At 38.6% G+C, this 24,066-nt stretch carries 23 protein-coding genes; 16 read left to right on the top strand and 7 right to left on the bottom strand.

Going from position 1 to position 24,066, the window contains the following annotated elements; all coding sequences use genetic code 11:
• The first annotated feature begins 276 nt into the window (after positions 1–276).
• The 3 genes from HMPREF0693_RS11225 to rlmM are packed head-to-tail and all read left to right on the top strand — an operon-like array spanning position 277 to position 2,726.
• Positions 277–1,197, top strand: coding sequence for a transcriptional regulator GcvA (locus HMPREF0693_RS11225; protein WP_004245498.1), 921 nt, complete (start codon positions 277–279; stop codon positions 1,195–1,197).
• Between the two features lie 43 nt (positions 1,198–1,240).
• Entirely contained in the window at positions 1,241–1,636 is a 396-nt protein-coding gene (locus tag HMPREF0693_RS11220; protein WP_004245496.1) for a DUF423 domain-containing protein, read from the top strand.
• Positions 1,629–2,726, top strand: coding sequence for a 23S rRNA (cytidine(2498)-2'-O)-methyltransferase RlmM (gene rlmM, locus HMPREF0693_RS11215; RefSeq protein WP_004245495.1), 1,098 nt, complete (start codon positions 1,629–1,631; stop codon positions 2,724–2,726). The genes HMPREF0693_RS11220 and rlmM overlap by 8 nt, the downstream gene beginning before the upstream one ends.
• Positions 2,727–2,814: 88 nt before the next feature.
• Here rlmM and xni read toward each other — a convergent pair whose 3' ends face one another.
• The 3 genes from xni to queF form a co-directional block, all read right to left on the bottom strand.
• Positions 2,815–3,564 (bottom strand): flap endonuclease Xni, encoded by a 750-nt coding sequence (gene xni, locus HMPREF0693_RS11210; RefSeq protein WP_004245494.1) that lies wholly within the window; start codon positions 3,562–3,564, stop codon positions 2,815–2,817.
• 6 nt (positions 3,565–3,570) lie between these two features.
• On the bottom strand, positions 3,571–4,938 hold the full coding sequence (gene ppnN / locus HMPREF0693_RS11205; protein WP_004249505.1) for a nucleotide 5'-monophosphate nucleosidase PpnN: 1,368 nt from the start codon (positions 4,936–4,938) through the stop codon (positions 3,571–3,573).
• Between the two features lie 91 nt (positions 4,939–5,029).
• On the bottom strand, positions 5,030–5,875 hold the full coding sequence (queF, locus tag HMPREF0693_RS11200) for an NADPH-dependent 7-cyano-7-deazaguanine reductase QueF (RefSeq protein WP_004245492.1): 846 nt from the start codon (positions 5,873–5,875) through the stop codon (positions 5,030–5,032).
• A gap of 163 nt (positions 5,876–6,038) precedes the next feature.
• Between queF and syd the strand changes: the two genes are divergently transcribed.
• From syd to HMPREF0693_RS11170, 6 genes are all read left to right on the top strand, one after another.
• On the top strand, positions 6,039–6,587 hold the full coding sequence (gene syd, locus HMPREF0693_RS11195) for a SecY-interacting protein (RefSeq protein ID WP_012368307.1): 549 nt from the start codon (positions 6,039–6,041) through the stop codon (positions 6,585–6,587).
• 473 nt (positions 6,588–7,060) lie between these two features.
• On the top strand, positions 7,061–7,384 hold the full coding sequence (locus tag HMPREF0693_RS11190; RefSeq protein WP_004245488.1) for a YqcC family protein: 324 nt from the start codon (positions 7,061–7,063) through the stop codon (positions 7,382–7,384).
• Between the two features lie 8 nt (positions 7,385–7,392).
• Complete coding sequence (gene truC, locus HMPREF0693_RS11185; protein ID WP_004250244.1) at positions 7,393–8,172, top strand: tRNA pseudouridine(65) synthase TruC; 780 nt, start codon at positions 7,393–7,395, stop codon at positions 8,170–8,172.
• A gap of 282 nt (positions 8,173–8,454) precedes the next feature.
• Complete coding sequence (ptsG, locus tag HMPREF0693_RS11180) at positions 8,455–9,903, top strand: PTS glucose transporter subunit IIBC (RefSeq protein WP_004245486.1); 1,449 nt, start codon at positions 8,455–8,457, stop codon at positions 9,901–9,903.
• A gap of 121 nt (positions 9,904–10,024) precedes the next feature.
• Complete coding sequence (locus HMPREF0693_RS11175) at positions 10,025–11,515, top strand: hypothetical protein (RefSeq protein ID WP_004245485.1); 1,491 nt, start codon at positions 10,025–10,027, stop codon at positions 11,513–11,515.
• 71 nt (positions 11,516–11,586) lie between these two features.
• Entirely contained in the window at positions 11,587–12,030 is a 444-nt protein-coding gene (locus HMPREF0693_RS11170; protein ID WP_004245484.1) for a flavodoxin, read from the top strand.
• Positions 12,031–12,149: 119 nt separating this feature from the next.
• Here HMPREF0693_RS11170 and HMPREF0693_RS11165 read toward each other — a convergent pair whose 3' ends face one another.
• From HMPREF0693_RS11165 to map, 4 genes are all read right to left on the bottom strand, one after another.
• Positions 12,150–12,536 (bottom strand): DUF3461 family protein, encoded by a 387-nt coding sequence (locus HMPREF0693_RS11165; protein ID WP_004245482.1) that lies wholly within the window; start codon positions 12,534–12,536, stop codon positions 12,150–12,152.
• 69 nt (positions 12,537–12,605) lie between these two features.
• Complete coding sequence (gene dapD / locus HMPREF0693_RS11160; protein ID WP_004245480.1) at positions 12,606–13,430, bottom strand: 2,3,4,5-tetrahydropyridine-2,6-dicarboxylate N-succinyltransferase; 825 nt, start codon at positions 13,428–13,430, stop codon at positions 12,606–12,608.
• 34 nt (positions 13,431–13,464) lie between these two features.
• Complete coding sequence (glnD, locus tag HMPREF0693_RS11155) at positions 13,465–16,110, bottom strand: bifunctional uridylyltransferase/uridylyl-removing protein GlnD (RefSeq protein WP_004245479.1); 2,646 nt, start codon at positions 16,108–16,110, stop codon at positions 13,465–13,467.
• Positions 16,111–16,264: 154 nt separating this feature from the next.
• Positions 16,265–17,062 (bottom strand): type I methionyl aminopeptidase, encoded by a 798-nt coding sequence (gene map / locus HMPREF0693_RS11150; RefSeq protein ID WP_004245478.1) that lies wholly within the window; start codon positions 17,060–17,062, stop codon positions 16,265–16,267.
• A gap of 518 nt (positions 17,063–17,580) precedes the next feature.
• Here map and rpsB point away from each other — a divergent pair.
• The 7 genes from rpsB (at position 17,581) to cdsA (ending at position 24,064) form a co-directional block, all read left to right on the top strand.
• Entirely contained in the window at positions 17,581–18,306 is a 726-nt protein-coding gene (rpsB, locus tag HMPREF0693_RS11145; protein ID WP_004245475.1) for a 30S ribosomal protein S2, read from the top strand.
• A 135-nt stretch (positions 18,307–18,441) separates the two neighbouring features.
• Positions 18,442–19,293: a translation elongation factor Ts gene (gene tsf / locus HMPREF0693_RS11140; protein ID WP_004245473.1), complete on the top strand. Its 852-nt coding sequence runs from the start codon at positions 18,442–18,444 to the stop codon at positions 19,291–19,293.
• Positions 19,294–19,428: 135 nt separating this feature from the next.
• Entirely contained in the window at positions 19,429–20,157 is a 729-nt protein-coding gene (pyrH, locus tag HMPREF0693_RS11135) for a UMP kinase (RefSeq protein WP_004245471.1), read from the top strand.
• 116 nt (positions 20,158–20,273) lie between these two features.
• The gene (gene frr / locus HMPREF0693_RS11130; RefSeq protein WP_004245470.1) at positions 20,274–20,831 is read left to right on the top strand and encodes a ribosome recycling factor; all 558 of its coding nucleotides are present in this window, start codon (positions 20,274–20,276) and stop codon (positions 20,829–20,831) included.
• 190 nt (positions 20,832–21,021) lie between these two features.
• Positions 21,022–22,215: a 1-deoxy-D-xylulose-5-phosphate reductoisomerase gene (gene ispC, locus HMPREF0693_RS11125; RefSeq protein ID WP_004245469.1), complete on the top strand. Its 1,194-nt coding sequence runs from the start codon at positions 21,022–21,024 to the stop codon at positions 22,213–22,215.
• A 282-nt stretch (positions 22,216–22,497) separates the two neighbouring features.
• Complete coding sequence (gene ispU / locus HMPREF0693_RS11120) at positions 22,498–23,199, top strand: (2E,6E)-farnesyl-diphosphate-specific ditrans,polycis-undecaprenyl-diphosphate synthase (RefSeq protein ID WP_004245468.1); 702 nt, start codon at positions 22,498–22,500, stop codon at positions 23,197–23,199.
• Between the two features lies 1 nt (position 23,200).
• The gene (gene cdsA, locus HMPREF0693_RS11115) at positions 23,201–24,064 is read left to right on the top strand and encodes a phosphatidate cytidylyltransferase (RefSeq protein WP_004245467.1); all 864 of its coding nucleotides are present in this window, start codon (positions 23,201–23,203) and stop codon (positions 24,062–24,064) included.
• Positions 24,065–24,066: the final 2 nt, after the last annotated feature.

The raw sequence follows: 24,066 nt of genomic DNA, 5'->3' as shown, positions 1-24,066 counted from the left end.
GACAGGGTAAATGTACAGGAAGTGAAAAAAAACAGTAGCATCAGCTACAAAGTCTGGAATTTCCAGACAACTTGCAAACACAACATCACAACCACAAAGCCAAAAGTTTTGCAGTATTGCTACTACACAACTTTTCGTTCCGGCTTAGGAAGTGCGAGTACTATAGGTATTTACTGGCTAATCATCAAGGGACAAATTATAATGCTTCGCATAAAAAAAACTAATAACTAACGTTAGGGTTTACCAACAGCCAAAATAGGGGTTTCACAACAGAATATGTCTAAACGTTTACCTCCACTAAATGCCCTTAGAGTTTTTGATTCGGCAGCACGTCATTTAAGTTTTACTAAAGCGGCTGAAGAATTATTCGTGACTCAAGCAGCGGTTAGCCATCAAATTAAAACATTAGAAGAATTTCTTGGACTAAAATTATTTAGAAGACGCAATCGTTCTTTGTTACTGACCGAAGAAGGTCAAAGTTATTATCTTGATATCAAAGAAATTTTTTCTTCAATTAATGAAGCAACAAGAAAATTACTTGCACGAAGCGCAAAAGGGGCTTTAACAGTGAGCTTGTCGCCGAGTTTTGCTATTCAGTGGTTAGTACCGAGGTTATCAGGGTTTAATCAGGCTTATCCGGGGATTGATGTCCGTATTCAGGCGGTTGATCGCGAAGAAGATAAGCTTGCTGATGATGTGGATGTGGCTATTTTTTATGGCCGCGGGAACTGGACTGGATTGCGTACAGATCGTCTTTACGCTGAATATTTAATTCCGGTTTGTGCTCCTTCTTTGCTGACAGGTGAAAAACCACTAAAAACCCCGTCCGATCTGATTTATCATACACTGTTACATGATACATCGCGTCGTGATTGGCAAGCTTATGTTCGTCAATTGGAGATCCAAAACCAGATTAATGTGCAACAAGGGCCTATCTTTAGCCATAGCTCTATGGTGATACAGGCTGCAGTACATGGACAAGGTGTTGCATTAGTTAATAATGTTATGGCTCGCAGTGAAATTGAATCAGGTCGATTAGTTAGGCCTTTTCAAGATGTGCTTGTCAGTAAAAATGCCTTTTATTTAGTTTGCCAAGATAGTCAGGCTGAATTAGGAAAAATTGCTGCTTTCCGTCAATGGATTTTATCTCAAGCGGCAAATGAACAGGAAAAATTAGGATTACTGGCAACTTCTTAATATTTGTTTAGGTAAATTAGCTCCTAACAGGAAGGAATAAACAGTGAATAGTCGTACATTGCTTATGTTTTCCGCAATCAGTGGTTTTTTTTATGTGGCTTTTGGGGCATTCGCTACCCATAAATTAGCCCCTCATTTATCGCCACAGCATTGGGAATATATTCAGTTAGCTATGCGTTATCAAATCGTACATACTTTACTACTTGTAGGGTTAGCGGCGATATTAATGCGCAAAACCATTTTATGGCTTTATTGGGCAGGTATTTTCTTTGGTTTAGGCATTTTACTTTTCAGTGGTAGCCTTTATTGTATGGCGCTAACACAGGTTAGGTTATTATCTTATTTTACGCCAATTGGTGGATTTAGTTTTCTTATTGGTTGGATTTTAATTTTTATTGGCGCTTTGCGTCTAAGGACACCGGCATCTCGCCATGAATAAAGTAGCATTATATTGTCGCCCTGGTTTTGAAAAAGAGTGCGCGGCGGAGATAACGGATAAGGCAGGACAAATAGGTGTTTATGGCTTTTCTCGAGTGAAAGAGGGAAGTGGTTACGTCATTTTTGAATGCTATCAAGAAGGTGATGCAGATAAAATTGCTCGTGATGTGGATTTTAGAGGACTTATTTTTGCACGCCAATTATTTGTTTGTGGTGAATTATTAAAGAACTTACCACCAGAAGATCGTATTACTCCCATTATTGACCAGCTAAAAGGTAGTACAGAAAAAGCAGGTGAGTTACGTGTTGAAGTCGCTGATACCAATGAAAGCAAAGAGTTATTAAAATTTTGCCGCAAATTCACTGTTCCTTTGCGTAATCAATTACGTAAAGAAAAGATCTTATTAAAAGTTGAAAATTATAGCCGTCCGGTGATCCATGTCTTTTTTATTGCTCCGGGATGTTGTTACGTGGGCTATTCCTATAGCTTTAATAACTCGCCATTCTATATGGGGATCCCTCGCTTAAAATTCCCAGCCGATGCACCAAGTCGTTCAACTTTAAAACTTGAAGAAGCGTTCCATGTTTTTATTCCTTATGAAGAGTGGGAAGAGCGCTTAGCCAGTGGGATGAGTGCGGTTGATCTTGGGGCGTGTCCCGGAGGATGGACTTACCAATTAGTTAAACGTAGCATGATGGTGCATGCCGTTGATAATGGTCCTATGGCTCCTTCTTTAATGGAAACAGGGCAAGTGCGCCACCATCAAGCTGATGGCTTTAAGTTTGAGCCGACGTCAAAGAATATTACTTGGCTGGTGTGTGATATGGTTGAGAAGCCTGCCAAAGTGGCTGCATTAATGACAACGTGGATAGTTAATGAATGGTGTCGTGAAGCAATCTTCAACTTAAAATTACCGATGAAAAAGCGTTATGAAGAAGTTGCGCATATCCTTGATAAAATTAGAGCTGAATTAGCTGAGAAAGGCATTAATGCTAAAATTCAGGCTAAGCATTTGTATCATGACAGAGAAGAGATCACGGTACATATCCAAAATATCTGGGCTGCTTATCGTCCTGATCGCGAGTTTTAACTTCATAGAGTTAAGTTCATCTTTTGATGAGTAAATCATTAACAGGCTAATTCTCTATTACAGAGCGTTAGCCTTTTTATTGATTAAACTATTTTAAACGTAACTGTTGTAAATTACCGTTTAACTGAATATCAGTACGAAGTGTGGTGATTTGGCGGCTAATAAAAGCAACTTCTTTATTATCACTCAATTTGGTTTGCCATTTTTTGGGCACTTCATCAATGTGTTGGTACAGTGACTCTAAATTAGGATAAAGTTGCAAAAGTTCTGTTGCACTTTTAGGGCCAATACCGGGGACACCGGAAACTTTACTGCTGCTAACGCCTGTTAATCCCCAATAATCAGTTAATTGTGTCGGTTTAACACCAAACTCTTGATTAATAAATTCAAGATCGAGCCAGCGTTTTTGGAAATAGTCACGAATACGTATGGCAGGGGAAAGTAATTGGCAATAACCTTTATCTGTTGAAATAATGGTCACATTATGTCCGGCTTGAGCGACTTTTGTTGCCAAAGTTGCGGCCACATCATCCGCTTCATCGCCTCCTGAATGCCAGCTTTTTATACCTAAGTTAAGTAGCATTGCTTTAATTTCTGGAAGCTGTTGGTGCAGATCAGCCGGCATCGGCGAGCGGCCTGCTTTATATTCCGGCAATAACTGATGGCGCCAGCTATTTTCCCTATCATCTTCATCAAAAACAGCAACCGCGTGAGTAGGCCGTGTGTGATTAAGCAATTGATTCACGCTATGTTCACACACTGTCAGGCATGAAGAACCTGATGCCGCATGAATACGGCGGATCAGGTTTAATGCATCAATGATCAGCAAATGTACCATAATTAATTAGCTGATGATCTCGTAACAAGGTTGATAGGCACTACCACCAGGTAGCTTCATACGATGTTGTTCGACAAACCCCGCCAATAAAATATCCATACGGCGCATAATATCGCTTTCACCGTGAATTTTATAAGGGCCATGAGCTTCTATCGCCTTCATTCCCACTTCTTTTACGTTACCTGCGACAATACCGGAAAATGCGCGGCGTAAATCAGCCGCCAGTTTTTCAGGAGATTGATGCGTGCTTAAATTAAGTGATGCCATATTTTCATGAGTTGGCTCGAAAGGATGTTGTAAGTCCGCATTAATTTTTATTGACCAATTAAAGCTGTAAGCATCCCCTGTGCTACGACGGTTATCTTTTACCAATGGCATGTATTTCTTCATAATACGAGCCACTTCAGCCGCATCATCGACGATGATTTGATAATGACGTCGTGCATCTTCACCTAAGGTATTAACAATAAAATCATCGAGTACTCGGAAATAGTCTGCACTCTCTTTAGGACCCGTTAAAATCAGTGGGAGTACTTGTTCTTGGTTTTCTGGTGACATCAGAATACCAAGTAGATAGAGTAGCTCTTCTGCGGTTCCTACGCCCCCTGGGAAAATAATAATGCCGTGGGCAATACGAACAAAAGCTTCCAGACGTTTTTCAATATCTGGCATAATGATAAGTTCATTAACCAGAGGATTTGGTGGCTCTGCGGCGATGATTGATGGCTCTGTAACACCAATAAAACGGCTATTTCTATAACGTTGTTGAGCGTGCCCCACTGCAGCGCCTTTCATGGGAGCTTCCATAGCCCCAGGTCCACACCCAGTACAGATATTCAGTTCGCGTAACCCTAATTCATTACCGACTTTTCTACCGTAAAGATACTCTGTTTCATTGATGGAGTGTCCGCCCCAGCAAACGATCATATTTGGATCTTCATCGATATGCAGCGCTCTTGCATTACGTAAGATAGAGAAAATGGTGTTTGTTATATGGGCGCTGTTTTCAAGGTTTAAATGTAGGTCGCGTTTTGCCGTGGTTATTTGCCCATGCACAAACAAAATATCGCGCAGTACAGCAAATAGGTTTGCTTGTAGAGAGCGAATAATTTTTCCATCAACAAAGGCATCTTCTGGGGGATTAACTAGCTCTAATTTTACACCACGTTCGCGACGCAGTACGTTAATATCAAAATCTTGGTATTTAGATAACAGTTCTTTACTACTATCAGTAAGGCTACCAGAGTTGAGAACTGCAAGTGAACAGTTACGAAACAGTTGATAAAGATCACTGCTGGCTGTTCTTTTAAGCATATCAACTTCTAGCTGTGAAAGCAGATCCATGGAACCTAATGGGCTGACATGAGTTATCACGTAGGACTCCTTTTTCTCCCGAAATAACAAACTGAAGTGCAACTGATCTCTGTATAACATAGATCATATTAACATACAGGCATTATTCACGTTATTGTCTGGCTAAGCGACCAGTTTCTGGAACAAACTCACAATTACTACGCCAAGGATTAATATCTAATCCTCCACGGCGAGTGTATCTTGCATAAACAGTTAATGTGTCTGGTGAACAAAATGTCATAATATCGTGGAATATTCGCTCAACACACTGCTCGTGAAATTCATTATGCTGTCTAAAGGATACAAGATAGCGTAGTAGTTTTTCACGGTCGATTTTTTTGCCTTTATATTGGATCATCACAGATCCCCAATCAGGTTGGTGCGTGATCAGGCAATTTGATTTTAGCAGATGACTAACAAGCGTCTCCTCAACCAGTGTATCTGTTGTTGATCCGTTTAACCATTGGCTATCGAATTGGTAATTATCAATTTCAATAGGTTGGTTATCAATGCACTCTCCTACAAAATCGACAATAGGCTGTGAGGTAAAATGGGAAAGTGGGTAAAGCGTTAGATGCACCCTGCCTTTAGCACAAGCAGTTAAATCTTTGAGTAATGTTTCTTCAACAATGTGCCAATTTTCAAAACGAGTTTGATTAAAGCTATTGAGATAGAGCTTAAAGCTTTTTGATTCGATGAGATTTTCTGTCGTTGCATCTAATTCTACATGGCCAATAGCCACTTGAGGTAAGCCTTGGCTGTTGAGCCAAGATAGCTCATACATTGTCCAGATATCACCACCATGAAAAGGTAGATTGTCAGCAGTTAAAGAGAGTGAATCTCGATTTAAGCGACGAGGTACACCTTGTAATAGACTCGCATCATAGTGTGTGTGGTATTGTGTTTCTTTGCCTAATGATAGTGCTTCGAGAGCCTTATCTCCCTGATATAAAGACATAATCGATATCCTAATGTCATCAAAAAATGGAAAGAGCCGTGATTATACTAGCGAAATATCAAGAGTATATGAACGCTTTATTATTGGCGCTCAAAATTACCGGTATTATCAGGTAACATAAGGGATATATTTCTCTTTTTTATGCCTACAGACGATGATAACGATGAATGATATTTCCACTGAATTAAAACAGCTTACGCAAAATTATGTTGATTTATGGCAACAAGAGTCAGGGTTTCCTCCTGCCAGCCATGAGCTTTATGGTGTTCCTTCTCCTTGTATTTCTCGTACCGGAGATAATGTGGTTTATTGGTTACCACAGCCTTTTACGGGTCGAGATAAATTAGAAAAAGTTGAAAAAGCGATGGGGATTATTATTCGCTCTGAATTACATGACTATTTTACTACGCAATATGCTGGTGATATGCAAGTCCGTTTTGATTCGCTCAACTTTACTCTGCTTCAAATTTGGAGTGAAGAGGATTTTATTCGTCTACAAGAGAACATGATCGGACATCTTGTGACACAAAAACGATTGAAGCTCACCCCGACTTTGTTTATCGGTACAACAGCGTCTGAAAACGATATTATTTCTGTATGTAATCTTTCAGGTGAAGTAATACTAGAAACTTTTGGTCAAAAGAAAAGGGAAGTGCTTGCAGATAATTTATCACTATTTTTAACAAAATTAACCCCTGTTTTTGATAAGTAAGGTAATCATTTAGCTATTTTTTCTGTGAGATATATCTTACAAAAAGAGTGTCTTTAGCTTACTAAATGCAAATGTTGCGTAATGATTTTTTTGTTTGTTAAATAATTTCAATGGATTAATCATACATTGTTTTTCGTGATGGTTTTTCTTTATTGATTACCTTTGTTTTGTGGGTTGTTTCACTAACCAATTATTGGCATTCTACCTCCGCCAACTAAGGGATTATTTGGTAACCGTGATAAAGAAAGTAATCAAGGATGTAGGAAATAGGATATTTCCATTAATACAAGATATAGACTTTCATCATCATGGATGACAGATGACAATAAAACGGTTCTGCTAGGATGCAGGTATTATATTAGATAATCATATCTTCTTGTCTAAAGGGGCTACGGCCCCTTTATTTTCTATTTGTTTTTCACTCTTTCAGCCCCAATGTTATGCTTATTCTGTTTTTATGTAAGGAATAAACAATGACCTCAGAACAACACATTTTAGCAAGACTGTTATTAATTGAAGAAGAGATGAAAAACATAGGGTTATGGCAATTGGATGCGCCTAATGATGAGGCTTTTGCAAGCTCAGAGCCTTTTTGTATTGATACAATGGAGGCGCATGAATGGTTGCAATGGGTTCTGATCCCTCGTTTATCTTCTCTTATTGACAGTGGTATGGCATTGCCGACGGCTTTTGCTATCGCACCTTATTATGAAGAAGCATTTAAGGACGATGAGACGCGTGATTATGTGGATTTACTCAATCACCTTCGTGAACTTGATGCGTTATTTAAGCAATAAGGTCAATGATGCTAGATATTATTTATCAAGATGAATATCTTGTGGCGGTGAATAAACCGGCGGGCTGGCTTGTTCACCGCAGTTGGCTTGATAGGCATGAAACCGTGTTTGTGATGCAAACATTAAGAGATCAAATTGGTCAGCATGTTTTTCCTGTTCATCGTTTAGATAGACCCACATCCGGAGTGCTATTAATGGCGCTCTCTTCCGAGGTTGCAAGAACACTTTCAGTCTGTTTTGAACAACATCAAATGGAGAAAGTGTATCATGCAGTTGTGCGTGGCTATGTTGAAGAGCCAATGATAATTGATAGTCCACTTGTTGAAGAGCATGACAAAATCGCTGACAAATTTGCCTCTCAACCTCCTAAAATTCAACACTGTATTACGCATTGTGTGCCACTTGCAAAAGTGGAAAAAGAAGTGGCGATAGGGCGCTATCCAACATCGCGTTTTAGCTTATTGGAATTACGTCCTGAAACGGGGCGTAAGCATCAATTGCGCCGTCATATGTCTCATATTCGTCACCCTATTATTGGGGATACAGCCCATGGCGATTTACGACAAAATCGTGGGGTCGTAAATCATTTTCAATCACATCGTTTGATGTTACACGCAAGTCAGCTAAACTTAATTCATCCGATCACTCAACAACCACTTAACTTAACAGCGAAGTGGGATCTGCCATGGCAACATCTGATTAATCAGTTTGGCTGGCGTGGTCTAAAGCCCGAATTAGAGCAATTCGGTGAGGATTTAGCTCACCATTTTGTACTTTCTGATATTTGAATATTGCTTACCTGTCGTGACTATCAAGACTTATTTACTTAAGTTTTGGTAGTTTGCGCAATATTTATTCCTCAATAACTGGTTGTAATATAAAAAGTTACTTTTATTGATAAAAGATATGAACTGAAACGTGACAGCTATCATATATTCAATAATGGATTTATTTTATGATGTAAAATAAATAGAGCTTATTATTAGATAAGTTAATTGAATAAACCTACCTTAACTTTAAACAAATAAAAAACTTATAACACATACAACCCATATTCGGGAGTCTGCTTGATGTTTAAAAACCTATTTGTTGTTTTACAAAAAATTGGAAAATCCTTAATGTTACCGGTATCTGTGCTGCCTATTGCCGGTATCTTACTAGGGGTTGGGTCTGCGGGACTATCATGGATCCCTGTCTCTGTTTCTCAAGTGATGGCAGAAGCGGGTGGTTCGGTTTTCTCTAATATGCCACTGATTTTTGCTATTGGTGTGGCGTTAGGTTTTACCAATAATGATGGTGTCTCAGCTCTTGCGTCCGTCGTTGCCTATGGCATCATGTCAAAAACCATGCTGGTGGTGGCACCTTGGGTCTTAGGGTTATCTCCTGATAGTGTTGAAATACAACGTTTAACTGATACGGGGGTACTAGGTGGGATCATTGCTGGTATTATTGCCGCATCAATGTTTAACCGCTTTTATCGTATTAAACTTCCTGAGTATTTAGGCTTCTTTGCAGGTAAACGTTTTGTACCTATTATTTCTGGTCTGATTGCGATTTTTGTCGGTATTCTTTTATCCTTTATTTGGCCTCCTATTGGTACTGCTATTCAACGTTTTTCTGAGTGGGCAGCGTATCAAAATCCAGCCGTTGCATTTGGTATTTATGGTGTTGTTGAGCGTGCGTTAGTGCCATTTGGTCTGCATCATATCTGGAATGTACCATTCCAAATGCAAGTGGGTGAGTATGTAAATAGCGCAGGACAAGTGTTCCACGGTGATATTCCACGTTATATGGCAGGTGATCCAACTGCGGGGATGTTATCAGGTGGCTTCCTATTTAAAATGTTTGGTCTACCCGCGGCGGCCATTGCTATTTGGCATACAGCACGTCCTGAAAACCGTGTAAAAGTTGGCGGGATCATGATTTCTGCGGCATTGACTGCCTTTTTAACAGGGATCACAGAGCCAATTGAATTCTCATTTATGTTCGTAGCACCTATTCTTTATGTTATTCATGCCATTCTTGCCGGTTTAGCATTTGTTATTTGTATCTTGTTAGGTATGCGTGACGGTACAAGTTTTTCTCATGGCTTAATCGACTTTATCGTATTGAGTGGTAATAGCAGTAAACTGTATCTATTCCCAATTATTGGCATACTTTATGCGATAACTTATTACTCTATTTTCCGTTTCTTAATCGTGAAACTCAACCTGAAAACCCCAGGGCGAGAAGTAGAAGAGAAAAACGCGAAACAAGCGGATAAAAGTGCGATGGGACAATCTTTAGTCGCTGCTTTCGGTGGTAAAGATAATATCAGTAGCTTAGATGCTTGTATTACACGCTTGCGTATTGGTGTAAAAGAGATTGATAAGGTCGATCGTGATGAGCTGAAAAGACTGGGAGCGGCTGGTGTTGTGGTGGTTGGATCCGGTATTCAAGCAATTTTTGGCCCTAAGTCTGATAATTTAAAAACTGAAATGGATGAATATATTCGGTCTATAGGTACAACTGAAAAATAAATTATTTTTGACTAAATTAGAAAACACTCTTATGCATCAGCTAAGAGTGTTTTTTTATTGAAATAATATAGGTGTTAATTATGTAATTATTTTAGAACATAAACAGAGTTTAAGAGATTAAATGACAATGAAATTATTTGGAAAAGATGATGAATATAAAACTTTTGTGCTCTCTATAGGGAATAAAAAAAACATCTCTTTGGGAAAAGATGATATTTCTTTAGGAATAAAAGATTTATCTTTACTTATAAGCAATAGTAATAGAGACTTTATGATTGTTAATAAAGATAAAGAAGTTTTATTTCTTAAATTTACATTAGAGTTGAAATGTGCTCTGGAAAAATACATACTTGAAAAAAATAAAAAAAAAGATAGGCTGAAGAAATTAAAAGATATTATTGAAAAAGAAAGATTAACTGATAAAATAAAAATACTTGATAATAAGGTAATTGTATCAGGAATAAAAGATGCTAATGATATAAATGTATTATTTTCCTCTTTGTTAAAGAATAAAGATGATTCTAGTACACTTTTTAATAAAATATTTAGTAATAAAAATACTATAATTAATAGTTTTATCTCTAAAAAAGAAAAAAAGATTTCTGATGACATAGAAAAGATTGCAAATAAAATTATGCGTAAACCTAAATTTACATTATATAATAATGTAAATAAATATCAAAATATAATTACTATTTCGAATAAAATTTTTAAGGAACCAGAGAATACTGATATAACAAAAGATGATTCTCATAATAAAAATAATTTTGAAAAAACAGAAAAAACAGACCTCTCAAAAAAAACCAAAAAATCAAAAAAAGCAGCCCTGATGGAACAACTTGATAAAGATAAACAGAAAATGAATGAGTTGTTAGCTACTTCTAGCCAAGGGTTATTAAAAACTGTAGAGTATATAGATAATCTATCTAATTTAATTAGTTCTAAAACTGATAATGGTACTTGTAATTCCGATCTCATTGACCAATTCAAAATGTCTATTGAAACTTTGGTAAAAAAATGTAATGTCTTTAACAAAGATAGTCAGTTTTTATCTAAAAAAGATATTGAGATAGAGTTAAGTGACATAAAAATAACAATTGAAGAACTTAATGAAATTATAAAAAAGATGGATGGTTTTAAATCTAATCAGTTATATTGTTTTTATAAGGAAGCAGATAAATCTAATTTTACTACAGTTAACGAGATTAATTTTAATTTTAAAAATGTTTTTTTTAATAATATAAAAGATATGTTTTCTCAATTATCTTCTTATAATAAATCATTAAAGGAAAATAAAGGTTTTTTCCTTAAACTATATAAATTATTATTTAAAAACAAATACCTAAGAAAAAAAGAGATAAATGATAATGCTGTTAAAAAATTAGAAATATTGGATAGGAATTTATTCCTTTTGCTTGAATCTCTAGATTTTAAAAATAATTATGTACCTGACTGGACTTGCAAATTAGTAGCAAAAATAATAAATGAATCAATGCCTAGAAATGATATTTTTTGGCGATTCTCTAAAGAGCGCACAGAATGGAATAAAATTTATAAATCATTTATTGTAGATAGATCATTTATTGTAGAGAGAAAGAGAGAAGAAATATAGAGCATAAATTGTATATCAATAATATAGTATGCGATTTACTATGATTATAGATAAATGAAATAGGGGACATTATGGCTAAAATCGGCATTTTTGTTGGTACTGTTTATGGCAATGCATTGGCGGTTGCTGAAGAAGCGCAGCGCATTTTGCTTGAGCATAAACATCAAGCTAATATCTATGAAGAAGGTACACTTGCCGATTGGCAAAAATATTCAACAGTACTGGTGATAAGCTCTACAACCGGCCAAGGCGATTTACCCGATACAATAGCACCTTTATTTTATGAGCTACGAGATAATGTTGGTTATCAACCTAATTTACATTATGGCCTAATTGCGTTAGGTGATAGCAGTTACGATAATTTTTGTGGTGCAGGTATGCAATTTGAAGCGTTATTACAAGAGCATCAAGCAAAGCGTATTGGTGAAATATTAAAAATAGACAGTATGGATATTGCCGAGCCAGAAGTATTTGCTATAAATTGGCTGGAAAACTGGGCTACATTATTGAATTAAATTAATCGGTTACTTGAGCAATAAATTGATGGATCATGGCTATCTTATTAAAGAGCACCGCTTACTATTAAGTTGTGAATAGTTATAAGCGGTGTTTCTTATAAAATTGAGACAATTAATTAACGACGAGTCAATTTTTCTAAATCGGCTTCAATTTCAGCAATTTTATTGGCAACAACGTGCTCAAGGTGACGTAAATCATCGAGGATTTTATGTTTCAAATCCACTTCCACTTGATCTTGCTGGCAAATTTGATCTAATTCTTCAATCACATAACGTAAGTTAGTGTTGATTTCATTGACTTCTTTAAAACCTTGTCCTGATTGAGTATCAGAAATTGTTTTACGTTGGCGTGGATATTTAAATTTTACACTTTTTGCAAAGAATTCACCTTTATCTTTGCGAAAATAAATTTTTAAAATATCGTTGTTAGCTTCTTGACGTAGGGTATAGCGATCAATATCTTCAGGATGTTGGATCCCTAAATTTTTTAAATTATCGTACATATATTGGCACCAGATAGAAAGATGAATGAGATACAGCGAACAGAATTCATTCTATCCGCTGTTATTATATTAGTCGATAGTTCTTAACAATTCATTAATACCCACTTTTCCACGTGTTTTAGCATCGACTTTTTTTACAATCACAGCACAGTACAAACTGTAACGACCATCTTTTGAAGGTAGATTACCAGAAACCACCACTGAACCAGCAGGAACACGACCGTAATGGATTTCGCCAGTTTCTCTGTCATAAATTTTGGTACTTTGTCCAATATAAACACCCATTGAAATGACAGAGCCTTCTTCAACAATCACACCTTCAACAATTTCAGAACGTGCTCCAATAAAGCAGTTATCTTCAATAATGGTTGGGTTAGCTTGTAAAGGTTCTAATACGCCACCGATCCCAACGCCACCGGATAAATGGACATTTTTACCAATTTGCGCACATGAACCAACGGTTGCCCATGTATCCACCATACTTCCTTCATCCACATAAGCACCAATATTGACATAAGAAGGCATTAGAACTGTATTACGAGCAATATAGGCCCCTTGTCTGACGGCAGCAGGTGGCACAACACGAAATCCCTCTTTTTCAAAACGAGCTTGATCGTAATTTGCAAATTTCATTGGCACTTTATCAAAATAACGGCTTTCGCTACCGTCGATCACTTGATTGTGACTGATACGAAAAGAGAGTAGAACCGCTTTTTTTAGCCATTGATGAGTAACCCACTGACCATTAATTTTTTCAGCAACTCGCAATTTTCCACTGTCTAGTTGAGCGATAACGTTATTAATTGCATCGCGTACCTGTGGTTCAACATTATCTGGTGTGATTTCAGCGCGTTGTTCAAAGGCGTTATCAATAATAGATTGTAATGCTTGCATCTATAGTATTTCCTATATGTATTGTCGTGGGTTTCTATATTTTATCCTTTGAAACGAGGGCTTTTGTCAACCTTTCTACGACTTCATCCTTCATTTTTTGGTTTAACGCATTATTTTCGTTATCTGTTAATACAAAAAAATCCTCAACACGCTCGCCAATAGTGGTGATCCTTGCGCCATGTAACGAAAGAGAAAGATCGGCAAAAACCTTACCTATAATAGCTAATAAGCCTGGGCGATCACGTGCAAATAACTCCATATAAGTACGTTTATTATGGTTAGAGGCGATAAAGTTAATTTTAGTGGGTACCTCAAAATGGCGTAATTTAGCCGGTAAAGCACGGGTTTTGGCATTGGCGTTATAAGGGGCTGATACAACGCGAATAAGCGCTTGGCGTATAGCATGATAGCGATCAATCGCCAGTGGTTTACCATTAGGCTCTAAAACGATAAAGGTATCCATTGCCATATTGTCGCGATTAGTAAAAATTTGTGCGTTGTGAATATTTAAATTACGTCTATCTAGCTCACCTGCAACAGAAGCAAATAGAGAAGGTCGGTCAGCACACCAAATAAAAACCTCTGTACCACCATGCTCGGTTTGTTGGCTAATCAATACCATAGGCTCAGCACTATTGTGCTCAATAAGTGCCTGAGCATGCCAAGCAATTTGCTCTGGAGTATGACGTAAAAAATAGTCCGCATGACAACGAGCCCAAATCGCTTGCAGTTTTTCTTCATCGACCTGTTGCTGTTGTAAAATAGTTAGTGCTTGCTGACGGTGATCACGGATACGTTCCCGTAAATCTGGAATAGAGTGCATCCCTTGGCGTAATTGATTGGCCGTAGCGAGAAATAGTTCACGCAGTAAGCTTTGTTTCCAACTATTCCATAAGCTACTGTTTGTTGCACAAATATCAGCAACAGTGAGACAGAGTAAATAGCGTAAACGGCTCTCATTTTTGACTTCAGAGGCAAATTGGAAGATAACATCGGGATCTTGAATATCACGTCTTTGTGCTGTTACTGACATAAGTAAGTGATGACTTACAAGCCATTCAACTAAAGCGATTTCTCGTTGATTTAGTCCATGTTGTTGAGCAAAGCTAATAACATCCTGTGCACCTAATAAAGAGTGATCACCATGTCGTCCTTTAGCAATATCGTGAAATAGAGCAGCGAGTCTTAATAACTCAATTTGAGGTAGTTTCGGGTAGATATCGACACAAAGAGGATGTCGGTTTCGATTTGCATCATCAGCGAAACTTTCAAGTTTTTGTAAGACACGGATAGTATGCTCATCAACTGTATAAGCATGGAATAGATCAAACTGCATTTGACCGACAATATTGTTCCATTGTGGGAAATAAGCACTTAATACACTATGTTTATGCATTGGGACAAATGCCCCCGAAACCGCCCTAGGATGACGTAAGATTTGCATAAATACTTGTCTAGCTAGTGGGTACTCACATAAAGGTTGTACTAAATGACGACGGGCATAACGCAAATGACGTAGTGTGGTCGAATAAATTCCGGTTATCTCTGCATGCTCAGCCATACGTAAAAATAACCGCATAATGGCAATAGGATCATTAAGAAAACATTCATCGTCTATAACATCAATTAATGTACCTCTTAATTGAAATTCTTTGTCAAGAGGGCGAGGTTTAACATTGGGTTGTAATGCGAGGATTGCTTCATCAAAGAGTTGCAGTAGCATATCGTTTAGCTCACTCACACGGCGAGTAACGCGATAGTAATCCTTCATCATTTTTTCGACAGGTTGGTTGCCTTCACCTTGATAATTTAAAAGTTGGGCAACGCTTAATTGGCGATCAAACAGTAACCTATTGTCATAACGATTGAGGACTAAATGTAGCGCAAAACGGATCTTCCATAAGGTATATTGGCACTCGAGTAATTCTTGTCCTTCGGCAGGGGTTAAAAAGCCAAAGTTGACCATTTCAGATATTGATGTTGCGCCAAAATGACGGTGAGCGACCCATATAAGGGTGTGAATATCACGAAGTCCCCCAGGACTACTTTTAATATCAGGCTCTAGATTATAACTGGTGCTATGAAAGCGTTGGTGACGTTGTTCTTGCTCTTCAATTTTAGCTGCAAAGAAATCAGGCGATGGCCAAAAACCTTGGCTAAAAATATGTTTAATTAATTGTTGATAGAGTGCGTTATTACCACAAACAAGACGCGCTTCTAGTAAATTGGTGGCAATAGTTAAATCAGACAGTCCTTCTAAAAGGCACTCTTCCATCGTTCTTACGCTGACACCTATCTCTAAGCGGATATCCCAAAGCAAGGTAATTAATTGACTTACTTTTTCGGCAAGTTGGGGAGGAAGAGGCTGTTGACTTAAAAATAGCAAGTCAATGTCAGAAAGAGGGTGTAATTCTTGGCGACCATACCCCCCCACGGCAATGATACAGAGATCAGGGTGATCCGCTAATTCAGTATAACGCCATAATTGTGTGAGTAGTTGGTCGATAAAGTGACTACGAGCTTGTAGTAACAAAGCAACATCAGCATCATGATGAAAAGCATCTGCTAACCATGACTGAAATTGTTCAATAGAGTGTTTTAGTAAAGTACTATCTAGCGTATTTTCAGTCAGCAACGAAGGGGACGGTGGTGCTGTTTGAAAGGTATTAGAGGTTATCATAGTTAATCATCTCACTCATATATGCTGATTATATTAAGAGTAATGTTAAAACGGTAACCTGACTAGCATTTCTATTTTCTTACCAAAGTTGAAAATAAAAAAAACGACATACCTCGAAAAAATATGTCGTTTTTACATTTTAGAAGAGTGCGATTTATTCGTTAACTAATACGGCAGAAATAAATGGCTCTTCTTCTTTACGCAGTGTCATGATTTCACAACCATTGTCGGTAACCACTAAAGTATGCTCATATTGAGCAGACCAACCGCGATCTTTGGTTTTTACTGTCCAACCGTCTTTCATGGTACGAATACGGTAATCTCCAGTATTGACCATCGGCTCGATAGTAAATGCCATGCCTTTTTGTAACACAACACCACCGTCATCAGCATCATAGTGTAATACTTGAGGCTCTTCGTGGAAACCTTCGCCAATACCATGTCCACAATATTCGCGTACCACAGAAAAATCATGCCCTTCAACGAATTTTTGAATGGCTTTACCTAATTCACGTAAGCGAATACCTGGTTTTACCATTTTTATTGCAAGGTAGAGACTTTCTTGGGTGATCCGACATAGACGCTCACCTTGAATAGTCGGTTTACCGACGATAAACATTTTTGACGTATCGCCATGAAAACCCTCTTTAATGACAGTGACATCAATATTAACAATATCGCCGTCTTTTAAGATTTTGTCTTCACTAGGAATACCATGGCAAATAACATCATTAACAGAAATACACACTGATTTAGGGAAGCCATGATAGTTTAAGCAAGCAGGGATAGCTTGCTGAACATCAACAATATGTTGATGACAAATACGATCTAATTCCGCTGTACTTACGCCGGGTTTTACATAGGGTGCGACAACTTCAAGGACTTCAGCCGCAAGACGACCCGCGACGCGCATTTTTTGAATATCTTCTTCAGTCTTGATTACAATAGCCATTTGAGTTCTTCATTAATAGATTTAAAAGCCACAATACAATCATTATTGCATGGTATTGCAGGTCTATGAATTATGATGGTGAGAAATAATTCTAATTACCATTTATGATATCAGCAGAAAGTGGGTGTGCCAATCAAAGAGGATAGGAGTAATCTGTTTGATATCGCCAATAATCAGGCACATTACGCCTTATATTGTTTGTTGTCTTTACATATTGCGCTTTTTTATTCGCTGTTGTTAACCGATATATTGGCAGTGAAACCGTAACTAATAGTGGTTTCTTGAGGTTATTTATGGTATAAAGCGCGCCGGAGTTCTGTTATTGGCTATGGCTTCACCATGTGAGGTTTAAGAAATAGCAGTAAATCTGAAAACATTCAATTGTGTTAATGACACACACAAATCGACACATACGCCGGGGTGCTCTTATGTAAAGGTTTAATCTTTACAGCTGATGAGTCGGTCGTATGGGATTTGTGGAGGAAATAACCCCAAATTTAAACTTATAGAGGTCTAAAATGGCAACTGTTTCAATGCGCGATATGCTGCAAGCCGGTGTTCACTTCGGTCACCAAACTCGTTACTGGAATCCAAAAATGAAACCATTCATCTTTGGTGCGCGTAACAAAGTTCATATCATTAACTTGGAAAAAACTGTTCCAATGTTCAATGAAGCTCTGGTTGAACTGAACAAAATTGCTTCTCGTAAAGGCAAAATCCTGTTTGTTGGTACTAAGCGCTCTGCCGTTGAAGCTGTTAAAGAAGCAGCAGAAAGCTGTGACCAGTTTTATGTAAACCACCGCTGGTTAGGCGGTATGCTGACTAACTGGAAAACTGTTCGTCAGTCAATCAAACGTCTGAAAGATTTAGAATCTCAATCTCAGGACGGTACTTTTGACAAACTGACCAAGAAAGAAGCGTTAATGCGTTCTCGTGAACTTGGTAAGTTAGAAAACAGCCTGGGTGGTATCAAAGACATGGGCGGTTTACCTGACGCTCTGTTTGTTATCGATGCTGAGCACGAACACATTGCTATCAAAGAAGCAAACAACCTGGGTATCCCAGTATTTGCTATCGTTGATACTAACTCTGATCCAGATGGTATCGACTACATTATCCCTGGTAATGATGATGCAATCCGTGCGGTTAAATTATATCTGACCGCTGCAGCAACAGCTGTTCGTGAAGGTCGTTCTCAAGATCTGGCTGTTCAGGCTGAAGAAGGCTTAGTCGAAGCTGAATAATAAGGCATGCTCGTAAGAGCCCTTATTTAACCAGGTATTGCTATATATTGGTTAGGGGGCCTCAATAGGCCCCCTTTACACATCTGCTATGAGAACATCTATGGCTCGCCCATAGAAAAGTCGAGGAAGAAACAAATGTCTGGAATTACCGCTGCATTGGTAAAAGAACTGCGTGAACGTACTGGCGCAGGCATGATGGAATGTAAAAAAGCGCTGGTTGAAGCTAACGGTGATATCGAATTAGCTATCGACAACATGCGTAAATCAGGTCAAGCAAAAGCGGCTAAAAAAGCAGGTCGCGTTGCTGCTGAAGGTATCATCCTTGCAGAAGTTACTGCTGATGGTAAATTCGGTGCGCTGGTTGAACTGAACTGTGAAACAGACTTCGTTGCTAAAGATGCTGGCTTCATCGCATTCGGTAAAGATGTTATGGCTGCAGTATTAGCAGACAAAACTGACGATATCGAAGCACTGAAAGCGAAATTCGAAGACGCTCGTACTGCATTAGTTGCAAAAATTGGTGAAAACATCAACATTCGCCGCGTTGCTATTTTAGAAGGCGAAGAGTTAGGTACTTACCTGCACGGTGCTCGCATCGGTGTTTTAGTTGCAGCTAAAGGCGCTAACGAAGAACTGATCAAACACATTGCTATGCACGTTGCTGCAAGCAAACCAGAATATGTTCGCCCTGAAGATGTGCCTGCTGATGTTGTTGAGCATGAGCACCAAATCCAGATGGACATCGCAATGCAATCAGGTAAACCACGCGAAATCGCAGAAAAAATGGTTACTGGTCGTATGAACAAATTCACCGGTGAGATCTCTCTGACTGGTCAGCATTTCGTTATGGATCCAAGCAAAACTGTTGGCGATCTGCTGAAAGAAAACAATGCTGAAATCATTAACTTCGTTCGTTTCGAAGTTGGTGAAGGTATTGAGAAAGTTGAAGCTGATTTCGCAGCAGAAGTTGCGGCAATGAGCAAATAATAACGCTTTGCGTTAATGGAACCGCCTTAAGGCGGTTCTGTTTTGTTACAATCTCCACTGACAGTTTGCTTTTCTTTGAAAAGAGTAAGGCTATCTAAAACCTCCAATTAACTAATCTGCTTAGGACAGAACACCATGGCAACCAATGCAAAACCCGTATATCAGCGAATCTTATTAAAGCTGAGTGGCGAAGCCCTGCAAGGCGCAGAAGGTTTTGGTATCGATGCGAGCGTACTTGATCGCATGGCTCAGGAAATTAAAGAACTCGTTGAATTGGGCATACAAGTCGGTGTCGTAATTGGCGGTGGTAACTTGTTCCGTGGCGCTGGTCTAGCAGCTGCAGGTATGAACCGTGTTGTGGGTGACCACATGGGAATGCTCGCCACAGTGATGAATGGCTTAGCAATGCGTGATGCATTGCATCGTGCTTATGTCAATGCACGATTAATGTCAGCATTTCCACTTAATGGTGTTTGTGATAACTACAGTTGGGCTGAGGCTATTAGCTTATTACGCCATGGCCGAGTTGTTATCTTCTCGGCAGGTACAGGCAACCCATTCTTTACGACTGACTCAGCTGCGTGTTTACGTGGTATTGAAATTGAAGCTGACGTTGTATTGAAAGCGACAAAAGTTGACGGTGTATTTTCAGCCGATCCAACCAAAGATCCTGATGCGGTATTATATGAAAAGCTGACTTATCAGGATGTATTAGAACGTGAATTGAAAGTCATGGATCTTGCTGCATTCACATTAGCCCGAGATCATAATTTACCTATCCGCGTATTCAATATGAATAAACCGGGTGCATTACGTCGGGTTGTAATGGGTGAAAGTGAAGGAACTTTGATTTCTCACGCTTAATACACAGAGACAATGGTATAATTTGGCGTTAACATCTTAAAGTACGCCAATTCATTTATGTCGATATCATAATTTGATATCGTCTGGAAGATAACCAGTTCCCAAGGGTTTATAACGTGATTAATGAAATCAAAAAAGATGCTCAAGAACGCATGGACAAAAGCGTTGAAGCACTAAAAAGCCAAATTAATAAAGTTCGTACTGGCCGTGCGTCTCCAAACCTATTAGATGGTATTGTTGTAGAATACTACGGCGCACCAACTCCATTAAATCAAGTTGCTAACGTTGTGGCAGAAGATGGCCGCACATTGGCAATTACAGTGTTCGATCGTACTTTAGCACCTGCTGTTGAAAAAGCGATTATGGCATCAGATTTAGGCTTAAATCCTTCATCTGCAGGCGCGATCATCCGTGTTCCACTGCCTCCGTTAACTGAAGAACGTCGTAAAGACTTAATCAAAGTTGTGCGTGGAGATGCAGAACAAGGTCGTGTCTCTATTCGTAATATCCGTCGTGATGCTAATGATAAAATCAAAGCATTACTGAAAGATAAAGAAATTAGTGAAGATGATGAACGCCGTTCACAAGATGAAATTCAGAAATTAACTGATATGTTCATTAAAAAAATTGATGAAGCATTAACGCTGAAAGAAGCTGAGTTAATGGAATTCTAATTTTTATTCTTTTTCTGATAATGCCACTGAAATGTGGCATTATTTTTGAGCATTTACTGGAAAATAAATGCCTAATATCTTCTTTTTATCACATTATTTATTAAAGTTATCATCTTTCCCCTCATTTATCTCGTCATGCTGATATAATTCCTTTTAATGAAAATGTTATTGATATACTGATTGATTAATAATGAAACAAATAACTATATTAGGCTCAACAGGGTCTATCGGAACAAGTACGTTATCCGTCATTGAAAATAACCCTGATGAGTTTCAGGTGCTTGCTTTAGTGGCTGGAAAAAATGCAACTAAAATGGCGCAGCAATGTCGCGCTTTTCAGCCTAAATATGCGGTGATGTCGGATGAAAAAAGTGCCGGTGAGCTGAAACAATTATTAGCCAATACATCGTGTAAAACGGAAATATTATCAGGCTCTAATGCTGTTAATGAAATTGCTGCATTGGATGAAGCCGATCAAGTGATGTCTGCTATTACAGGGGTGGCGGGGCTTAAGCCTACACTGGCTGCGATAGAAAAAGGGAAAAGAATTTTATTAGCCAATAAAGAATCTCTGATCACGAGTGGTCGTTTATTCTTTGATGCGGTGGCTAAATATGGTGCGAAGGTTTTACCTATTGATAGTGAACATAATGCTATCTACCAAAGTTTACCTACAGGTATTCAAGACAATTTAGGCCATGCATCTTTAGAAGCCCATGGCATCACCAGTATTTTACTCACAGGCTCCGGTGGACCGTTTCGCTATACGCCTTTAGATGAGCTAGATGCAATGACTCCAGACCAAGCTTGCGCACATCCAAACTGGTCAATGGGGCGTAAAATTTCGGTTGATTCAGCCACTATGATGAATAAAGGCTTGGAATATATCGAAGCTCGTTATTTCTTTAATGCCTCGGAAGCAGAGATGGAAGTCATTATTCATCCCCAATCGGTGATCCATTCAATGGTTCGCTATCGTGATGGTAGCATTATCGCACAAATTGGTGAGCCAGATATGAGAACGCCTATCGCTTATTCCATGGCATATCCTCATCGCACCGAATCGGGCGCGAAAGCATTAGATTTTTTTGAGATACAAGCCCTAGAATTTATCCGTCCAGACTATCAGCGCTATCCTTGTTTAGCACTTGCCATCGAAGCCTCGCAACGGGGACAAGCTTCAACAACGGTATTAAATGCCGCTAATGAGGTTGTTGTTGATGCTTTTTTAAACGAAAAAGTAAAATTCACTGATATTGCTAAAATTAATCGCAAAGTGGTTGAACATTTTGACCTCTCTGAGCCTCAAAGTATCGACGATGTTTTAGAAATTGATAAATTAGCAAGGTTACAAACACAGCAGATTATCGCACAAATTGTATAATGATGATGATATTTACCAGAGTGTGTTTGTTCGTCTTTCTGGCTAATGGTATAGTTGCCAAATCACTAAAGACAATAATGAAAATTAACAGTTCATTACTAAAGCAACCGCTTTAGCAACTTTGAGGCTTTGCCAAAGGCCGTGGAGTCACACGGTTTTTTTGTGCGTAGGTTATCCGAAGAGGACTGTCTGTATCAGTATCAGATTAGCAAAGGGTTAAATTGAGTGAACTTATCCAGTGACGATTCATCCGCATCAAAACCAAAGCATGTTGCTATCATTATGGATGGCAACGGACGTTGGGCAAAAAAACAAGGGAAACTCCGAGTTACGGGCCATCGCGCGGGAATTAAAGCAGTTCGAGATGCGGTTAGCTTTTCCGTCAAACATAAAATTGAATCACTAACGTTATATGCATTTAGCAGCGAAAACTGGAATCGCCCTGAACAAGAGGTGAGTTCTTTGATGGAGTTGTTTGTTTTTGCATTAGATAATGAAGTGAAAAGCCTACACAAACACAATGTCAGATTAACAATTATCGGTGATATCAGCCGCTTTAGTCGTCGTTTACAAGATAGAATAAAAAACTCTGTTGCACTGACTGCAAATAATACCGGACTCAATTTAAATATTGCTGCCAATTACGGTGGACGATGGGATATTACACAAAGTGTACAACAATTAGCGAGTTCCCTCGCAAAAGGGGAGTTAGCTATCGAAGATATTAATGAAAATGCGATATCCTCACACTTGTGTTTACACGATCAATCGCCTGTAGATCTTGTGATCCGTACAGGTGGAGAACATCGTATAAGTAATTTCCTTATCTGGCAAATTGCTTATGCTGAGTTATATTTTACACAGGTTTTATGGCCTGATTTTGATGAACAAGTTTTTCAGAATGCACTTGATGCTTTTGCTAAACGGGAAAGACGTTTCGGTGGTACAACATCGGAAACAGATACTGTAAATCTGGGAGGATAATTTGCTTAAGTATCGTGTCATTACTGCATTAATACTAATCCCTATTGTTATTGCTGCTTTATTTCTTCTTCCTCCCGCAGGATTTGGATTAGTTATTATTGCCATTTCAGGCTTAGCGGGTTGGGAATGGGCTCAATTTATCGGCTGGCATTCTCAAGGCAAACGTATTGCTACTGGTGTTGGATTTGCTGCACTCTTAGTTCTTATGCAAGCCTCGTTACCGGATTTTGATCACCTGCTTGATACAGCAATGATTAAGAATAGCTTATGGGCTGGGCTCTTTTGGTGGGTAGCGGCGATTTTATTAGTTGTCAGTTATCCGAATTCAGCCAATATGTGGAAAAATTCTGTTCTTCTTAAGTTATTGTTCGGTATATTGACGATTGTTCCTTTTTATTGTGGCATGATGGCGCTACGTATGTTGGGATATAGCACAAACTCATATACAGGGGCCTGGTGGTTACTGTATGTCATGTTATTGGTTTGGGCTGCGGACTCAGGGGCTTATGCATTTGGCCGTTTAATGGGTAAACATAAAATGGCACCGAAAGTATCACCGGGTAAAACTTTGGAAGGTCTGGTGGGCGGGTTAATCACTGCAGGTGTTGTTTCATGGCTATTTACGCGTTTCGCACCAATTACTGAAGTGCCTAACCATCTATTACTGATTTCGGGCATCGTGGTGATTGTTTCCGTATTCGGCGATCTGGCTGAGAGTATGTTTAAACGTGTTTCCGGCATAAAAGACAGTAGTCAGCTTATCCCTGGGCATGGTGGTGTGCTAGATCGTATTGATAGTTTGACCGCGGCGATCCCTGTTTTCGCTGGATTGGTGTTTTTAGTTTCTTCTGGCTTTCAAATGTAAAG

Origin of the sequence: Proteus mirabilis ATCC 29906, assembly GCF_000160755.1 — a bacterium.
GTDB classification, from domain to species: domain Bacteria; phylum Pseudomonadota; class Gammaproteobacteria; order Enterobacterales; family Enterobacteriaceae; genus Proteus; species Proteus mirabilis.
Note: the sequence above shows the minus strand (reverse complement) of the source record. Positions and strands in the feature narration are given on the sequence as shown.